We start from the raw sequence: 15,581 nt of genomic DNA, 5'->3' as shown, positions 1-15,581 counted from the left end.
ATTTTTATTAATTAAAAAGAGATTCTTCGCTTCGCTCTGAATGACAAAACTTCTAAGTATGATGATACTTGTTTAATATTTAAAGATTTTTCCGCCAGCAATTACTTCTTGTTTTTGCTCATCAAAACTAGCTTTGGCTCCGGTACGAACCGCAGCATTGGTCATGATGTTTGCAATAGAATGATAATAACCCGCTTCTACAGGCGCATTTGGTGTCTTTCTGCTTCTTACACACTCCATCCAATTACGCATGTGACCCGATGTTAAAGCATCACCACCCATATTGGCATCACTAGCTGTTTTAATCACCTTAGTTGATAGATCAAAAGGCTCCAACAAATTAGATTTCATGCCCATTGCTGCCGCTTCACGCTCTTTTAATCCGCCTTTTGGCGAAACTTTATTGGTAATTAAATTTAACTCGCCCCCGTTTGAATAGTAAACTTCTCCCACATCACCAACGCTATTTTGCATACGCGAAGTAAAAGTTACTTGAAAACCATCACTAAAATCTGGCTGACCGTAATCGAATACAGCTACCATGGTATCCCAATTTTGGCGACCATCTTTCCAAGTGTAAATTCCGCCATTGGCAGTTACACTACGTGGATGTTTTAATTTGGTAAACCAATGTACAGTATCAATTTGGTGGCTCATCCATTGCCCAGGCATTCCAGATGAGTATGGCCAAAAGAGCCTGTATTCTAAATATTTTCTAGGGTCGTAATTATCCGCAGGGCGATTAACTAAAAACCTTTTCCAATCGATATCTTCTTCTTTTAATTTAGCAACTAAATCTGGGCGGCGCCATCTGCCTGGCTGGTTCACATTCCAAACTAAATCTACAGCTGTAATTGCCCCAAATTTACCATCCTGAATGTATTGAGCAGCAGTTGCATAATTTTCGCCACTTCTACGTTGCGAGCCAATTTGAACTATTTTTTTACTTTCATTAACCGCTTTTAGTGCAGCTTTTGCATCAGCCATGGTTTCGGCAAATGGTTTTTCGATGTAAGCATCACACCCTGCTTTTACAGCTTCAATCGTGTGCATAGCATGTTGAAAATCGGCTGTACTTACAATTACAGCATCCAAATCTTTCATTGCGTAAAGCTCATCGTTATTTCTGCAAGATTTAATATCGCTGCCCATCTTTTCCTTAACGTATGCAACGCCTAAATCTCTACGGTAATTCCATATATCAGAAAGCCCAACAATATCAAAATTGAGTTCTTTGTTATGGTTTAAAAAGCAAGGAAAAAGTGTGTCTTTAAAACGATCAGAAAAACCTACCACGCCAACTCTTACCCTATCGTTGGCACCAATAATTCTGTTGTAGCTTTTTGCACTACTTGTAAATGTGCCTGCATAAGTTGCCGCAGCAATTAAAGCAGATTGCTTGATAAATTTTCTTCTGGTATTATCCATTACAGAAACAATAAATGATTTGAAAGATTTATAATTTGGTTTGGTTAATTAGATTAACCCCTAACCAATATTATGATTTTTTAATCAGAAACAGTTCTTCTGTAGGTATTATTTTTACGCAATCGTTTCTATTTTTTTCTATAAGGGTTTAAATCCTGTTATTAAAAACGTATAACTTCCAATATCATAACCTTTGAAATCTGAAACTTTAACAAATTTAACATCAGCTCTTTTGCCCTGTCTTTGTAAGTTTCCAGTTAAGAAATATTTATTTTCAACTTTTAACTGATCGGCTTGCTCATCAGAAACAATTCCTTTAATTTGTAAATTAACGTAATTAAGTAAACTGCCCTCTGGCCTTACTTTATCATTAAATGTTTTAAAATGCGCCATTTTTACTGCTTGCCCACTTTCTGTAGTGTCTACAATACGTTCTAATTGCAAAGGCATTCCTTTTAAAAAATCAGGCTCATTACTCCATTTTATGGCTTGTCGTTTAAATTTATCCGTTATTTCTTCATTAATAGTTTCATCATTTGCCCAATCAGGATTTTGTGAAATAAATTCATTTAATTTTTGTTCTATAAAAACTCCTGAGTTTTCAACCTCTTTTTCTCCAGAACAAGCTGCAAAAAAAGCAACAAACATTAATATTAATACTTTTTTCATAAGGATATTATTTTTTCAAACTAGCCATTTGTTGATTAGAAATAATGGGCTTTAACGCTTTTACTGCCATTGGATAAACGCCTAAATTATAAACTGAGCCACCTTCTTTTTTATAAAAGTTCACATCTTTACGTTTGCCTTGTTTATAAATCATAGCTTTAAGGTAATATTTACCGCCCAAAGCCAAACCATAAGCTTGATCAGGAAACTGAAAAATACCATTCACCCTTAGTTTTATTCTATTGAGTAAAGAATTTTTATCGCGAAGCGGATCTGTAAAAGCTTCGAATGTTGCCATTTTAAAATTTTGCGTACCCATAACGGTATCTCTAATATTTGTTGCTTGCAAAGGAAAATTAACCAGAAAATCAGGGTTATTACTTAAACCTTTAATATCATACTGAAATTTATCTAATGCTTCAGCAAATTTTAAGCTGTCTTCGTTATTTAAATCAGGATTTCCATTTAAATAATCAATCAGGTATTGTTCTGTAAATATTTTTGATTGATAAGTTATTTTAGTTTCCACTTTTTTATCGCCAGCACAAGCAAAAAGTAGGGCAAATGAAAAAATGAACATCAACCATCTTAAATTTTTAAATCCTTTGATACCCATCATTTCATTATCTATTTTTACCCTGCTAAACTTTCTTTTATTATGCTAATTTTCGATTCTGCATCAGCTTTTTTATTGCGTTCATTTGCAATAATTTCTGGTTTTGCATTTTGCACAAAACGTTCGTTGCTTAATTTTGCTTCAACAGATTTTAAGAAACCTTGTAAATATTCCAATTCATTTTTTAAACGTTCTTTTTCAGCTTCTAAATCTATACTTTCATTTAAGGGAATAAAAAATTCATCGTTGCCAACCATAAAGCTAGCTGCTCCTGCAATTTTATCATTAACTAATTCTACCTGGTTAACATTAGCTAATTTAAATATCACATCGGTCCAACTTTCGTAAACTAAACCAGAGTTAACTTTAATATTTAACGACAATGCTTCCTTTGGAGATATCTGACGGGTATTTCTTATATTTCTTATTTCAGAAATTAAACCTTTAATCAGCTCTGCTTCTTTTAACAATTTTTCATCGGCTTTGCCCACAACTGGATATTGAGCAACTATGCAACAATCCATTTCTGTTCTTTCGCCAAACAACTCATCATGGTATAACTCTTCGGTTAAAAATGGCATAAATGGATGCAATAGTTTCAATATCTCTTCAAAATATTTAACCGTAACTGCTTTTGTTGCTGCATCAATTGGGTGTTGATAAGCAGGTTTTACCATTTCTAAATACCAAGCACAGAAATCGTCCCAAACTAATTTATAAGTAGCCATCAAGGCTTCAGATAAACGGTATTGCTTAAAGTTAGCTTCAATTTCTACCAATGCTTCGCTAAATCTACTTTCGAACCAATTGATGGCTTGTGTGTTTGGATTTGCTAAGTTTTCATCAACTTCCCATCCTTTTACCAAACGAAAAGCATTCCATATTTTGTTAGCAAAATTCCTACCTTGTTCGCAATAAGATTCATCAAACATTAAATCGTTGCCAGCTGGCGATGACATTAACATCCCTACCCTAACCCCATCGGCACCATATTTTTCAATCAAACCAATCGGATCTGGTGAGTTACCTAAAGATTTAGACATTTTACGGCCTAATTTATCGCGTACAATTCCCGTTAGGTAAACATTTGTAAATGGTTTTTTGCCCATAAACTCATGCCCAGCCATAATCATACGTGCTACCCAAAAGAATAAAATTTCTGGTGCAGTTACCAAATCGTTGGTTGGGTAATAGTAATTGATGTCTTTATTATCAGGATTTTTAAAGCCATCAAAAACAGAAATTGGCCATAACCACGAAGAAAACCAGGTGTCCATAACGTCTTCGTCTTGTTTTACAAAGGGAGCTAATTGATTTTTAAAACCAACTTTATCAGCTTCTCCAGCATCCAATCCTTTTTTCTTCCAAAATTCTTCTAGCGCTTCGTCTTTGGTTTTAGCTACAACCCAATCTCCTTTATCATCGTACCAAGCAGGTATTTGTTGTCCCCACCACAATTGACGAGAAATATTCCAATCGCGAACATTTTCCATCCAATGCTTATAGGTATTCTCGAATTTATTGGGAATTAAGTTTACTTCACCATTCAACACATCATCTAATGCTGGTTGCGCTAATTCTTTCATCTTTACAAACCATTGCATTGATAATTTTGGTTCTATCGCAGCATCAGTTCTTTCAGAAAAACCCACTTGAGATTTATAATCTTCCACCTTCTCTAAATGACCAGCCTCATCTAACATTTTGGCAATTTTTTTACGAGCTACAAAACGATCTTCGCCTACTAAAATAACCGCTAGTTCGTTTAAAGTTCCATCGTCATTTAAAATATCTGTAACTGGTAATTTGTGCTTAACACCCAACTCGTAATCATTCAAATCATGTGCTGGTGTAACTTTTAAGCAACCTGTACCAAATTCAATATCAACATATTCATCTTCAATTACCGGAATTTCATGATTAACCAAAGGCACAAAAACCTTTTTACCTTTTAAGTGTGTAAAACGCTCATCATTAGGATTAATACATATTGCAGCATCAGCCATAATTGTTTCCGGACGAGTGGTAGCTACCGTTAAATACGCAGATTTTCCGACTTCCGGACTAACAATCGTATACTTAATATAATACAACTTCTGGTTAACCTCTTTACGAATAACCTCTTCATCAGAAACTGCTGTTTTACCCGCTGGATCCCAATTTACCATTCTAATACCGCGGTAAACTAGGCCTTTTTTATACAAGTGAATAAAACTATCAATTACAGCTTCAGAAAGGTCATCCTCCATTGTAAAACGAGTTCTATCCCAGTCGCAGCTTGCACCTAACTTTTTCAATTGTTCTAAAATAATGCCGCCGTATTTCTCCTTCCACTCCCAAGCATATTTCAAAAATTCTTCGCGAGATATATCTTTTTTATTGATCCCTCTTTCCTTTAACATGGCAACAACCTTTGCTTCGGTTGCAATAGAAGCATGGTCGGTTCCGGGCACCCAACAAGCATTTTTGCCCTGCATACGAGCTTTACGGATCAAAACATCCTGAATGGTATTGTTTAACATGTGCCCCATGTGCAAAACGCCAGTTACATTTGGTGGCGGAATTACGATGGTATATGGCTCACGTTCATCTGGTTCAGAGTGGAAAAACTTTTTGTCTAACCAATAGCTGTACCATTTATCTTCAGTTTCTGTAGGATTATATTTTGTAGAAATGCTCATTTATATTGCAGTGTAGAATTTAGCTGGTAAAAATACGTTTTTAGTGCGAAAGAGCAAAGTTGGCAAGCTTTACTTTGTCAACTTTATAGCAAGTAATAAAGAAGGTTTAGTAAGTTTATTTGAAAAGCAGGGGTAGTAAATTTTATTAATGTTAGTCCCGCTATTCGTTTTACTTCTGGGTAACCGCAAGGGTTACCCTTACGTGTTCACTACTATCGGGTTTGAGACACAAAATAAGGTGCAAAAAACAACAGTTGCAAAGTTTCAAAAAATCTTAATGCAACTTAATTCCTTAATGTTTAAAAAGCGAAACTACAATCCTTCAAATACATCATCCAATTTAAGCAAAAAGCCAGGTAAAACGGTGGAAGTAACTTCTTCACTTAAGGTATAAATCTTTGAAGGACGAAATTTTCCTTCGCTATCTAAAGTATAAATTAATATACTTTGGTCACTTTGACTAACTACCCAATATTCTCTAACGCCAAACTCTTGGTAAACTTGGTATTTGTGCAACAGTTCTTTTTTGTTATTTCCAGGGGATAGAATTTCTACAACCAAATCTGGAGCACCAATACAGCCTCTATCATCTAGCTTGGTTAAATCACAAACTACGCAAATATCAGGTTGTAACACCGTAAATACATCCTTATCAGCTTTGCCACTTTTAGGAAAACGAACATCAAAAGGTGCAGCATAAACTTTGCAAGGTTTGTTGTTAAGAAAATTGCCCATTGATAAAAAAATAGCTCCAAAAATCTCCTGATGAACTCTTGAAGGAGCAGGACTCATTTTAAAAATTTTCCCCTTAATTAATTCGACCCTCTCATCAAAAAGCCAATTTAAATAATGAGCATAGCTGTAAGTCATCGATTCATCAACATCGTTAAAGCTGTAAACTTTCGTTTCAGTTAAATCAGGATATGGTTTTTCTGCTTTCATATTATAATTTCCTGTTTATAACCCCTCAAAAACATCATCTAATTTTAGCACAAAACCTGGCAAAACGGTTGAAGTAATTTCTTCACCTTGCGTAAATATTTTCGATGGACGAAATTTTCCTTCGCTATCTAAAGTATAGATTAAAATACTTTGATCACCCTGACTTACCACCCAATATTCTCTAACGCCAAACTCTTGGTAAACTTGGTATTTGTGCAACAGTTCTTTTTTGTTATTTCCAGGGGATAGAATTTCTACCACCAAATCTGGAGCACCAATACAACCTCTTTCATCCAGTTTATTTAAATCGCAAACTACACAAATATCAGGTTGCAAAACCGTAAATACGTCTTGATCAGCTTTGCTGCTTTTAGGGAAACGAACATCAAATGGTGCAACGTAAACTTCACAAGATCTTTTTTTCAAAAAATTGCCTATAGCTAATGAAATGGAAAATGAAATTTTCTGATGAACTCTTGATGGAGCAGGGCTCATTTTAAAAATTTTCCCCTTAATTAATTCGACCCTCTCATCAAAAAGCCAATTTAAATAATGAGCATAGCTATAAGTCATCGACTCATCAACATCACTAAAAGAATAAACTTTCGTTTCAGTTAAATCCGGATATGTTTTTTGAGTTCCCATACACTCAAATATACTCAATACTAGCTAAATAACACACTGCAAATCTTTTCATCAACACAAAAAATTTTAAAAATAAATAGATGTTTACACAATAAATTATGTTAAAATATGTTAAATGATTATAAAACTGAAAAACATGAAATCGTTTAGAATAGCATTATTTAACGCAGAGATTTTTCGCAAATTGGGTTTAACCAAACTTTATTACTGGTTTAATAAGTAATATTTCTATTAACTTCTCCTAATTACATCGGCTATTGCGTAATTTTCGACTCTAATAAATAATTAAAGTATGAAAATTCAACTCAAAAACTATTTTGCAGTTTTGGGCATTGCTGCATGCACCTTTACTGCAAGCGCCCAAAAAATTCAAAAATACATCGATCCAACAAACATGGATTTGTCGGTTAAGCCTGGCGACGATTTTTACCGTTATGCAAGTGGAAATTGGATAAAAAACAATCCTGTTCCGGCAAAAGAGACACGTTGGGGTTCTTTTAATGAATTAAGAGAGTTTAATGCACAAGCCGTTAAAGGTTTAGTTGAGGAAGCTGCAGCTGATAAAAATGCAAAAGCTGGATCGGTTACCAAACGTGTTGGCGATTTTTATGCCGCAGCTATGGATAGTGTTACCATTGAAAAATTAGGTTACACTCCTATAAAGGCCGAATTAGAAAAAATCAAACAAATCAATTCTTTAAAAGGCATTTTAGACCATACAACCTACATGCGTACAAACGGCATAGGTGGTTCTTTTTATGGATTTGGCATTGGTCAAGATCGTAAAAATGTAAATAAATATATGGTTAATCTATCGCAAGGCGGAACAACCTTAGGCGATAGAGATTATTACCTAAACAACGATAGTAGAAGCGTAAAAATTAGAGAAGCTTATAACACTTATATGGTTACGCTTTTAAAGCTGATTGGCAATACTGATGCGGTTGCGCAGCAAAAAGCTAAAACTATTTTTGCAATAGAAAAACAATTGGCAGAAGCGCAAATGACTAGGTTAGAGATGCGTGACCCGTATAAAACCTACAACAAACTAACGGTTAGCGAATTGAATAAGTTAACGCCAAACATCAACTGGAATAATACTTTAACACAACTTAAAGTAACCGGACAAGACACTGTTTTGGTAAATTCAACTAGCTTTTTCAAAACTTTAGATGGTTTATTAACTTCAACTCCTGTTGCAGATTGGAAAACATACTTAGAATGGAACGTTTTAAAATCAGCTGCAGGTAACTTAAGTTCTCCTTTTGTTAAGGCAAATTTCGAGTTCTCGCAAGTGCAAACTGGTCAAAAAGTTCAAACCCCTCGTTGGCAAACCATGTCATCGTTAACAGATAGAACGATTGGTGAATTATTAGGTCAGCTTTATGTTGCCAAATATTTTAAACCAGAAGCTAAGGCCCGTATGGATGTGATGATTGAAAATTTACGTAAAGCTTTCGAAATCCGAATTAAAGGTTTAGAGTGGATGAGTGATGAAACGAAGCAAAAAGCTTTAGCCAAATTATACGCATTTACACCAAAAGTTGGTTATACAACCAAATGGAGAAATTACGATGGCTTAGAAATAAACAGAGGCACTTATTTGCAGAACTTAATAAATGCAAGCAAATGGGCATATAATGAAAACATAGGTCAGTTAGGCAAACCTGTTGATAGAGAACGTTTCGGCATGACACCGCCAACGGTTAATGCTTCCTATAGCCCAACAATGAATTCAATTACCTTTCCTGCTGGTATTTTACAATTCCCATTTTTTCATCCAGAAGCTGATGACGCCATCAATTATGGCGGTATTGGTGCAGTAATTGGTCACGAAATGAGCCATGGCTTTGATGATTCTGGTAGCCAATATGACAAAGACGGTAACTTAAAAAACTGGTGGACAGCTGAAGACAGAACTAAATTTGAAGCTAGAACCAAACAATTGGGCGAACAATTTGATAGCTATACGGTTTTAGATACCCTACACGTAAATGGTAAATTTACCATGGGCGAAAACATTGGCGATTTAGGTGGGTTAAATGCAGCTTATACAGCTTTTAAAATGACCAAACAAGGTCAAAGTAATGAGAAAATTGATGGTTTTACACCAGATCAACGTTTCTTTTTATCGTGGGCACAAGTTTGGAGAGGTAATATTTTACCAGAAACTGCAGCACAGCTGATTAAAACAGATCCACACTCTCCTGGCCCATACAGAACCATTGGTGCACCAGTAAATATGGATGCTTGGTACAATGCTTTTGATGTAAAAGCAGGTGATAAATTATACAAAAAACCAGAAGATAGAATTAGAATGTGGTAAAATAGATAACTAAAGAACCTTATAATAATCGTCATTTCGACAGAGCGCAGCGACGAGAAATCTCTTAGATAATAATTAATCATCTAAAAACACTGATTTCTCCTCGATAAAAAAATCTCGTTCGAAATGACGATTTTTTGTTAATTATACTTCTCCTGCACCCTCTTAGGCAACTTAGCTAAAACCAAAGCTCTCGAGGTTTCTACCCTTTTCTTCAATTCTGCATCATTTAAAACTTCTAAATCTGCCACTTGCACCCATTGCCTTTTGGCCATGTGAAAGGCTTGCTGAATACCATCACGAGCGGTAAGCTCATCGAATTCTTCTGGCGTACATTTGGTAGAAAAACGATTTCCCTCATCAATTGCGATAATAACGAAAATCTTTTCTTCAATCATAAAGCAAAGATGATCCCATTTCATGCCTTCGGTTGTCCCAGGCAAACTCAAACAATATTCTCTGAAGGTTTCAATATCCATATTTCGTTTAGGGTTTAGGGTTTAGGGTTTAGGGTTTAGGGTTTAGGGTTTAGGGTTTAGGGAAAACAAAAGTTAAAAGCTTAGGTTTACAGCAAATCAAATCTTTTAAAATTGTGCAGCACTAAATTAGTAATTTTGTATTATAATCTTGAAAATCCTCAAATCTTGTAAATCCTGATCCTGACAATGAATATCCTTACAAAAACTGCTGATGGTTCTAATACCCTTTTTAACGAAACGATTGGCGAAAATTACCATTCGGCTCACGGCGCTTTGCAAGAAAGTAAACATGTTTTTATAAATGCAGGGTTAAAATTTGCGATTGAAAAAAATCCTGATCAAGAAATAAAAATTTTAGAAGTTGGTTTTGGAACAGGATTAAACTTCATCCTCAGTTTTGCGCATTGCGATGAAAATAATGTTAAATTAAATTATACTGGCATAGAGGCATTTCCGCTTACGCGAGATGTACTTGAACAAACAGGTTACAATGCTTATGTTGAACATGAACAATGGAGTAAATTCATTGACAATTATGAGTTAGCACTAACTGAGCCACAAAATATATCATCGCATTGCGAATTAAAAATTGCCCACCAAACTTTACAGGCTTTTAAATGTGATGAATTATTTGATGTGCTATATTACGATGCTTTTTCGGTAAGGCACCAACCCGAACTTTGGACAGATGATATGATTGCTCATGCCTGCAGCTTGTTAAAATCAGGTGGCATTTTTGTTACTTATGCCATAACAGGCAACTTAAAAAGAGCAGTTAAAGCTTGCGGTTTTTCCATAGAAAAATTACCTGGTGCCCCTGGAAAAAGAGAAATGTTAAGAGCTGTGAAGGTTTAGGGTTTAGGGGCAAAACAACTTATTGCGATAAATGTTTAACATAGGGCAATTTTAAAGCAAACTTTTATATTTATTCAAAATTTCATCTATGAAACAAATCTCGCTACCTTTTGTAGCAAAATTAGCGCTTGTGCTTTTATCAATTATTATGCTGGGCTACTTGGCAATTTTGGGTAAAACTTTATTATCTCCTTTACTTTTCTCTTTATTAATGGCTTTTTTGCTTTTACCATTTGCAAATGCATTAGAGCAAAGGGCAAAGTTTGGAAGAAGTGTAGCAGCAATTACTGCAGTTATATTAATGATTGCTGTTTTGTATGGCATCCTCTATTTTTTTGGCAACCAGTTGGCAGAGCTTTGGGCAGACTGGCCTCTTTTGGTAAAACAAGTTACCGCCGCTTTTAACGACATTCAAACATGGATTGCAAAAACATTTAATGTTAATGTATACAAGCAAAAATCTTACTTAACAGATGGTATTGAAAAATCATTAGCCACCAGTGCCGTAGTAATTGGTTCTACCATTTTAACACTTTCATCGAGCTTATTATTTTTAGCTTTCACCTTACTTTTCACTTTCTTCATTTTAAATTATAGAAGATTACTTTTTACATTTTTAACTACTGTGTTTGATGAACAACACAAAGAAAAAGTACAAGAAATTGTAACTGAAATACAACGCATCATTAGAAAATACGTAACAGGACTATTTCTACAAATGCTTATCGTATCGCTAATGATGATTATTACGCTATCATTATTAGGCGTAAAATATGCCATCCTTTTAGGTTTAATTGCTGGTATTTTTAACATTATTCCTTATTTAGGCATTTCTACCGCTCTATTAATTAGCGCTTTAATTACTTTCGCAACTGCAGGAGCAACACAAGCTTTATTTGTAATTTTTGCTTTTATTGGGATACATACCATCGATGGAAATATTTTAATGCCGCTGGTTGTTGGTTCTAAAGTTAAAATCAATGCTTTATTTGCTTTTATTGGTATCATCATCGGCGAAATGATCTGGGGAATATCAGGTATGTTTTTAGTTATCCCGTATTTAGCGATGCTAAAAATCATTTTCGAAAGAGTTGATGGTTTGCAACCTTGGGGAAATTTATTAGGTGAAGGAGCAGTTAAACCACGAAAAAGAAGGACTTATAGAATTACAAAAAAGATTAAACTAGAAGAAGCGGAGTGATGAATTTTGAATGAGAGAATTTTGAATGAGAGAATTAGTGAATTATTGAATGAGAGAAAATAGATCGCCGCATATTTTAAACACATCGGCCAATTTGTTAGGCTTTTGTTTTATCGTTTTAACCTCTGTTAAGGTTGCTAAATTACACCAATCAACATTTATAGATGAAGGTGCAGCTTTAGCTATCGTAATTTTCATGAGTAGTTGTTTGTTATCTTTTCTCGCCATGCGAAGTAAAAATGTAAATTCAAATAAATTAGAAAGCATAGCTGATATTTTATTCCTTTGCGGATTAATTGTTCTCTTTATCACCACAATGCTTATTGCTTTTAACATCATCAAATAAATATGCCAGCTAATATTCCACCTCCTGCTACTACAACTCCAGATACCGCTTTTTTAAGGTTACTAACCGTTTTAGATACTTTACGCACACAATGCCCATGGGATAAAAAACAAACTATGGAAACATTGAGACACCTGACTATTGAAGAAACCTACGAACTTTCTGACGCCATTTTAGAAGGCGATATGCAAGAGATTAAGAAAGAACTGGGTGATTTGATGATGCATTTGGTTTTTTACGCTCGTATTGGTAGCGAAACCAACGATTTTGATATTACCGATGTACTGAACGGAGTTTGTGATAAACTGATCAATCGCCACCCACATATTTATGGTGATGTTGAGGTAAACAATGAAGAAGATGTAAAAAGAAACTGGGAACAAATTAAACTTAAAGAAGGCAATAAGTCTGTTTTGGGTGGTGTTCCTAGTGGATTACCTGCTTTGGTAAAAGCCAGCAGAATACAAGAAAAAGCTCGTGGCGTTGGTTTCGATTGGGATAAAAAGGAACAAGTTTGGGCAAAAGTTGAGGAAGAATTACAAGAATTTAAGGATGAATTTAACATCGCCGAAAATGAAAATATTGATATAGAAAAAGCAGAAGGTGAATTTGGCGATTTGCTTTTCTCTCTTGTGAATTACGCTCGTTTTATAGATATCAATCCTGAAAATGCTTTAGAAAAAACCAATAAAAAATTCATTAAACGTTTTCAGTTTTTAGAAAGCAAAGCGAGAGAAAACGGCAAAGCTTTACAAGACATGACTTTAGCAGAAATGGATGTGTATTGGAATGAAGCGAAAAGACTTTAAATTGTGATCATTTTATATATTTGAACTGATATAATTAAACCATGAAAAACATTTGCACCTTTATATTTTTAACTCTCTTCTCGTTTACAGCAATTGCTCAATCTGATACCACCAGCAGAATTTTAGACAAAACAGAAACTGATGAGTTTTTTAACGATGCTTTTAAAAAGAAAAACCTTATCACCTTCCCTATTTTTAGAGCCTACACTTATAAAGATAAAAGTGGAACTTATTATGTTGCCTTAACCGAAAGTGCAGACAGTGTAAACAAATTGAAAGATACAGTTAACAATAAAGTAAAAGCATTTAATTTTAAAGTTGACAAAGGCGTTTCTCTAAAAAAGTGGGAAATAAACGATTTTAAAACCCCAGATTTAAAAGGTGTAGAAAAAGAAACTTCAATTTGGTTTTGGACTAAATACTGCCAATTTAAAGATATTGATGGTGATGGTTTAGTTGATCCAATTATTGTTTATGGTACTTTTGGACCTAATGGATACGATGATGGTAGGGCAAAAACTATTCTATTTTATAAAGGTCAAAAAGTAGTAATTAGACACCAAAATGGAGTTTTAGATAATGAGCGTAAAACCCAAGTTGATTTAACATTTTACGCATTGCCTGCAAAAATACAAGACCATGTAAAGCAAATTTTGGCAACCATGGTCGAGAAAAAACATGCTATTTTTCCATCAGCTTATGAGGAGAAAATGAGTAAAAAAGTAACGCAGATTGGGAATTAATTTTAACCGTTAGCCAATAGTAATTTCGTCATTCCGAACGAGTTTTTCACGAGGAGGAATCTCCAAGTTTTCGGCACAAGTCTATGCTAATTCTGTGATAGCAGCTGGCAGATATCTCCTCGCTGCGCTGCGTTCGATATGACGAGCATAATCAAGAATGGCAAAGGATTGTTACCCATGCTTTTTCTTCTTATTCATGATCGCTTTTTGGCCAATGCCAAAATTGGTAGTTTTAGAGTTACTTTCTTTACGTTTATGATAAGCCGCATCTCTAAAATTTTCATCATCCTCTTGCTCAGCTAGCATTTTATTTTTTTGCGCTTTAGCTTTGGTTACTTCTTCTACCAGTAAATCTTCTGGCAAATCGGCAATCTCAATTTTCTGACCAATGGCTTGCTCAATTTTGCGCACTTGTGGTAATTCCAAATCGGTTGTAAAGGTAATAGCAACCACTTCTGTGTCATCAGCTTTAATCACTCTATTTAAATAAGTTTCTTTTTGTACTGGCAATTCAAAGTGGAAAATAAATGGAATTCCAGTTAAATCCATATCCTTTAAACCCTCATTAGCTACAATTAAAACCCTCGCTTCGGCTACTGCTTTAAAATCTTCTATGTCATCAAAACCAGCTTCATCAAAAAACAAGGGTTTGTACACAAAAATATCATCGGCTTTGCCATCAAATAAATCTTTCGATAAAGTTTGCGCCGTTAAACGTGTATTTACAAAAACCACCACCTTTTCAAAAACCTCTGCATCTTTTAACAACAGATTTAACAAGTTTAACTTCGTTCTAAAATTTGGAACGAGATATAAAAGCTGCGTGTGTGTTTCCGTTTCATTCTCTTCTAATTCATCAACCTCAATTGTTGTTGGTAATTTCATAAAAGGCTCAATCATTAAATCAAGTCGATCATGCATTACTTCGGTAAAAATTAAATGTTGGCATTTTTGTATGCTATTTGCCAATTCGTTAATAGGCAATTGCATACCTAATTTTACCATATCGGCAGCATCATCTACCACAAACATTTGAATTTTGTTGGTATTTAAGCCCAATTTTAAATAAACCGCTCTAGCTCTTGATGGCACTGCAACCACAATATCAACTCCATCAGTCAATTCATTAATCTGAGCTTCCATGCCACCGTCGGCATGTATACCTACAATTCGGATGGTGTCATTTCTATTTAACAATTTAAATTGCGCAATAACTTCTTCTACTCTTTCTCTAGTTGGCACTAAAATTAAAGCTCTTGGCGCTTCTTCAAAACCATATTTTAAGCGCATTAAAACACCCAAAATGTAAGTTGTAGTTTTACCACATCCTTCTGGTCCAATGGCAATTACATCTTGTCCGCCTAAAATGCGTGACATGCTTCTTGCTTGTATTTCTTTCGGACTTAAGTATCCAGCCGCTGTCATGGCAGATACCAATGGTTTACTTAATTTTAATTGCTCTAAAGACACTTTGTTATTGCTTAATTGATAATGCTGCAAATTTACAGAAAATAAAAAGGAGTATAGAATATCAGTTGAATTGATTTTTGAAAAGCAAGTTTTGCACTACTATTATTGATAGTCGGGCTCTCGTTCCAATCTTTTTTGATTTTTCCTTCGACTACGCTCAGGATGACAATCAAAAAAGTATTTCCACTAAATCCCGTTTATAATACACAAGCTTTTGCTACTATTTAGGCGCCCTGCAAAAAAGCTAGCCAAAAGCTTCTGCCTTTAAAATATAAACCTGATTGACGGGAAAAGCTTTTTTGTTGCAGATATTTTGTTAAGCTCAGCATAACAATCACAAAAAACTTGTACCAAAAAGCAGGGCTGTTTTA

At 34.7% G+C, this 15,581-nt stretch carries 14 protein-coding genes; 6 read left to right on the top strand and 8 right to left on the bottom strand.

The genetic code is table 11. The annotated features are described in order from the left end of the window. Positions 1–72: 72 nt before the first annotated feature. The 6 genes from FA045_RS10460 to FA045_RS10435 all read right to left on the bottom strand — a co-directional run bounded on the left by FA045_RS10460 (position 73) and on the right by FA045_RS10435 (position 6,981). On the bottom strand, positions 73–1,428 hold the full coding sequence (locus FA045_RS10460) for a Gfo/Idh/MocA family protein (RefSeq protein ID WP_136877025.1): 1,356 nt from the start codon (positions 1,426–1,428) through the stop codon (positions 73–75). 138 nt (positions 1,429–1,566) lie between these two features. Further along, positions 1,567–2,097: a hypothetical protein gene (locus FA045_RS10455; protein WP_136877024.1), complete on the bottom strand. Its 531-nt coding sequence runs from the start codon at positions 2,095–2,097 to the stop codon at positions 1,567–1,569. A gap of 7 nt (positions 2,098–2,104) precedes the next feature. Further along, positions 2,105–2,716, bottom strand: a complete 612-nt coding sequence (locus tag FA045_RS10450) for a hypothetical protein (protein ID WP_136877023.1) — start codon at positions 2,714–2,716, stop codon at positions 2,105–2,107. A gap of 14 nt (positions 2,717–2,730) precedes the next feature. Beyond that, positions 2,731–5,394: a valine--tRNA ligase gene (locus FA045_RS10445; RefSeq protein ID WP_136877022.1), complete on the bottom strand. Its 2,664-nt coding sequence runs from the start codon at positions 5,392–5,394 to the stop codon at positions 2,731–2,733. 312 nt (positions 5,395–5,706) lie between these two features. Then, positions 5,707–6,336 carry a Uma2 family endonuclease gene (locus tag FA045_RS10440; RefSeq protein ID WP_136877021.1) on the bottom strand — a complete coding sequence of 210 codons (630 nt, stop codon included), beginning with the start codon at positions 6,334–6,336 and terminating at the stop codon, positions 5,707–5,709. Positions 6,337–6,351: 15 nt separating this feature from the next. Next, positions 6,352–6,981, bottom strand: a complete 630-nt coding sequence (locus tag FA045_RS10435) for a Uma2 family endonuclease (RefSeq protein ID WP_136877020.1) — start codon at positions 6,979–6,981, stop codon at positions 6,352–6,354. A gap of 292 nt (positions 6,982–7,273) precedes the next feature. Here FA045_RS10435 and FA045_RS10430 point away from each other — a divergent pair, with 292 nt between their 5' ends. Next, positions 7,274–9,307: a M13 family metallopeptidase gene (locus tag FA045_RS10430; protein WP_136877019.1), complete on the top strand. Its 2,034-nt coding sequence runs from the start codon at positions 7,274–7,276 to the stop codon at positions 9,305–9,307. 140 nt (positions 9,308–9,447) lie between these two features. Here the strand turns inward: FA045_RS10430 and FA045_RS10425 are convergent, their stop codons facing one another. Beyond that, the gene (locus tag FA045_RS10425) at positions 9,448–9,786 is read right to left on the bottom strand and encodes an MmcQ/YjbR family DNA-binding protein (RefSeq protein ID WP_136877018.1); all 339 of its coding nucleotides are present in this window, start codon (positions 9,784–9,786) and stop codon (positions 9,448–9,450) included. A 186-nt stretch (positions 9,787–9,972) separates the two neighbouring features. On the opposite strand from FA045_RS10425, the gene mnmD reads away from it, so the two are divergent. From mnmD to FA045_RS10400, 5 genes are all read left to right on the top strand, one after another. Continuing rightward, positions 9,973–10,641 carry a tRNA (5-methylaminomethyl-2-thiouridine)(34)-methyltransferase MnmD gene (gene mnmD, locus FA045_RS10420; protein WP_136877017.1) on the top strand — a complete coding sequence of 223 codons (669 nt, stop codon included), beginning with the start codon at positions 9,973–9,975 and terminating at the stop codon, positions 10,639–10,641. 88 nt (positions 10,642–10,729) lie between these two features. Beyond that, positions 10,730–11,842, top strand: coding sequence for an AI-2E family transporter (locus FA045_RS10415; RefSeq protein WP_136877016.1), 1,113 nt, complete (start codon positions 10,730–10,732; stop codon positions 11,840–11,842). 49 nt (positions 11,843–11,891) lie between these two features. After that, positions 11,892–12,188 carry a hypothetical protein gene (locus FA045_RS10410; protein WP_136877015.1) on the top strand — a complete coding sequence of 99 codons (297 nt, stop codon included), beginning with the start codon at positions 11,892–11,894 and terminating at the stop codon, positions 12,186–12,188. A 2-nt stretch (positions 12,189–12,190) separates the two neighbouring features. Then, positions 12,191–12,997 carry a nucleoside triphosphate pyrophosphohydrolase gene (mazG, locus tag FA045_RS10405; protein ID WP_136877014.1) on the top strand — a complete coding sequence of 269 codons (807 nt, stop codon included), beginning with the start codon at positions 12,191–12,193 and terminating at the stop codon, positions 12,995–12,997. 41 nt (positions 12,998–13,038) lie between these two features. Then, positions 13,039–13,740 (top strand): M949_RS01915 family surface polysaccharide biosynthesis protein, encoded by a 702-nt coding sequence (locus tag FA045_RS10400; protein WP_136877013.1) that lies wholly within the window; start codon positions 13,039–13,041, stop codon positions 13,738–13,740. Positions 13,741–13,911: 171 nt separating this feature from the next. On the opposite strand, the gene FA045_RS10395 is transcribed toward FA045_RS10400, so the two are convergent. Next, positions 13,912–15,210, bottom strand: coding sequence for a DEAD/DEAH box helicase (locus FA045_RS10395; protein WP_136877223.1), 1,299 nt, complete (start codon positions 15,208–15,210; stop codon positions 13,912–13,914). Positions 15,211–15,581 lie beyond the last annotated feature (371 nt).

Origin of the sequence: Pedobacter cryotolerans, assembly GCF_005116475.1 — a bacterium.
GTDB classification, from domain to species: domain Bacteria; phylum Bacteroidota; class Bacteroidia; order Sphingobacteriales; family Sphingobacteriaceae; genus Pedobacter; species Pedobacter cryotolerans.
This window is presented reverse-complemented; position numbering and strand designations above follow the sequence as displayed.

What these genes read in the sequence shown, in the direction of transcription:
- FA045_RS10445 (WP_136877022.1), bottom strand. Translation starts at nt 5,394, where the DNA reads ATGAGCATTTCTACAAAATATAATCCTACAGAAACTGAAGATAAATGG.
- mnmD (WP_136877017.1), top strand. Translation starts at nt 9,973, where the DNA reads ATGAATATCCTTACAAAAACTGCTGATGGTTCTAATACCCTTTTTAAC.
- FA045_RS10400 (WP_136877013.1), top strand. Translation starts at nt 13,039, where the DNA reads ATGAAAAACATTTGCACCTTTATATTTTTAACTCTCTTCTCGTTTACA.
- FA045_RS10430 (WP_136877019.1), top strand. Translation starts at nt 7,274, where the DNA reads ATGAAAATTCAACTCAAAAACTATTTTGCAGTTTTGGGCATTGCTGCA.
- FA045_RS10435 (WP_136877020.1), bottom strand. Translation starts at nt 6,981, where the DNA reads ATGGGAACTCAAAAAACATATCCGGATTTAACTGAAACGAAAGTTTAT.
- FA045_RS10425 (WP_136877018.1), bottom strand. Translation starts at nt 9,786, where the DNA reads ATGGATATTGAAACCTTCAGAGAATATTGTTTGAGTTTGCCTGGGACA.
- FA045_RS10460 (WP_136877025.1), bottom strand. Translation starts at nt 1,428, where the DNA reads ATGGATAATACCAGAAGAAAATTTATCAAGCAATCTGCTTTAATTGCT.
- mazG (WP_136877014.1), top strand. Translation starts at nt 12,191, where the DNA reads ATGCCAGCTAATATTCCACCTCCTGCTACTACAACTCCAGATACCGCT.
- FA045_RS10415 (WP_136877016.1), top strand. Translation starts at nt 10,730, where the DNA reads ATGAAACAAATCTCGCTACCTTTTGTAGCAAAATTAGCGCTTGTGCTT.
- FA045_RS10410 (WP_136877015.1), top strand. Translation starts at nt 11,892, where the DNA reads ATGAGAGAAAATAGATCGCCGCATATTTTAAACACATCGGCCAATTTG.
- FA045_RS10455 (WP_136877024.1), bottom strand. Translation starts at nt 2,097, where the DNA reads ATGAAAAAAGTATTAATATTAATGTTTGTTGCTTTTTTTGCAGCTTGT.
- FA045_RS10450 (WP_136877023.1), bottom strand. Translation starts at nt 2,716, where the DNA reads ATGATGGGTATCAAAGGATTTAAAAATTTAAGATGGTTGATGTTCATT.
- FA045_RS10440 (WP_136877021.1), bottom strand. Translation starts at nt 6,336, where the DNA reads ATGAAAGCAGAAAAACCATATCCTGATTTAACTGAAACGAAAGTTTAC.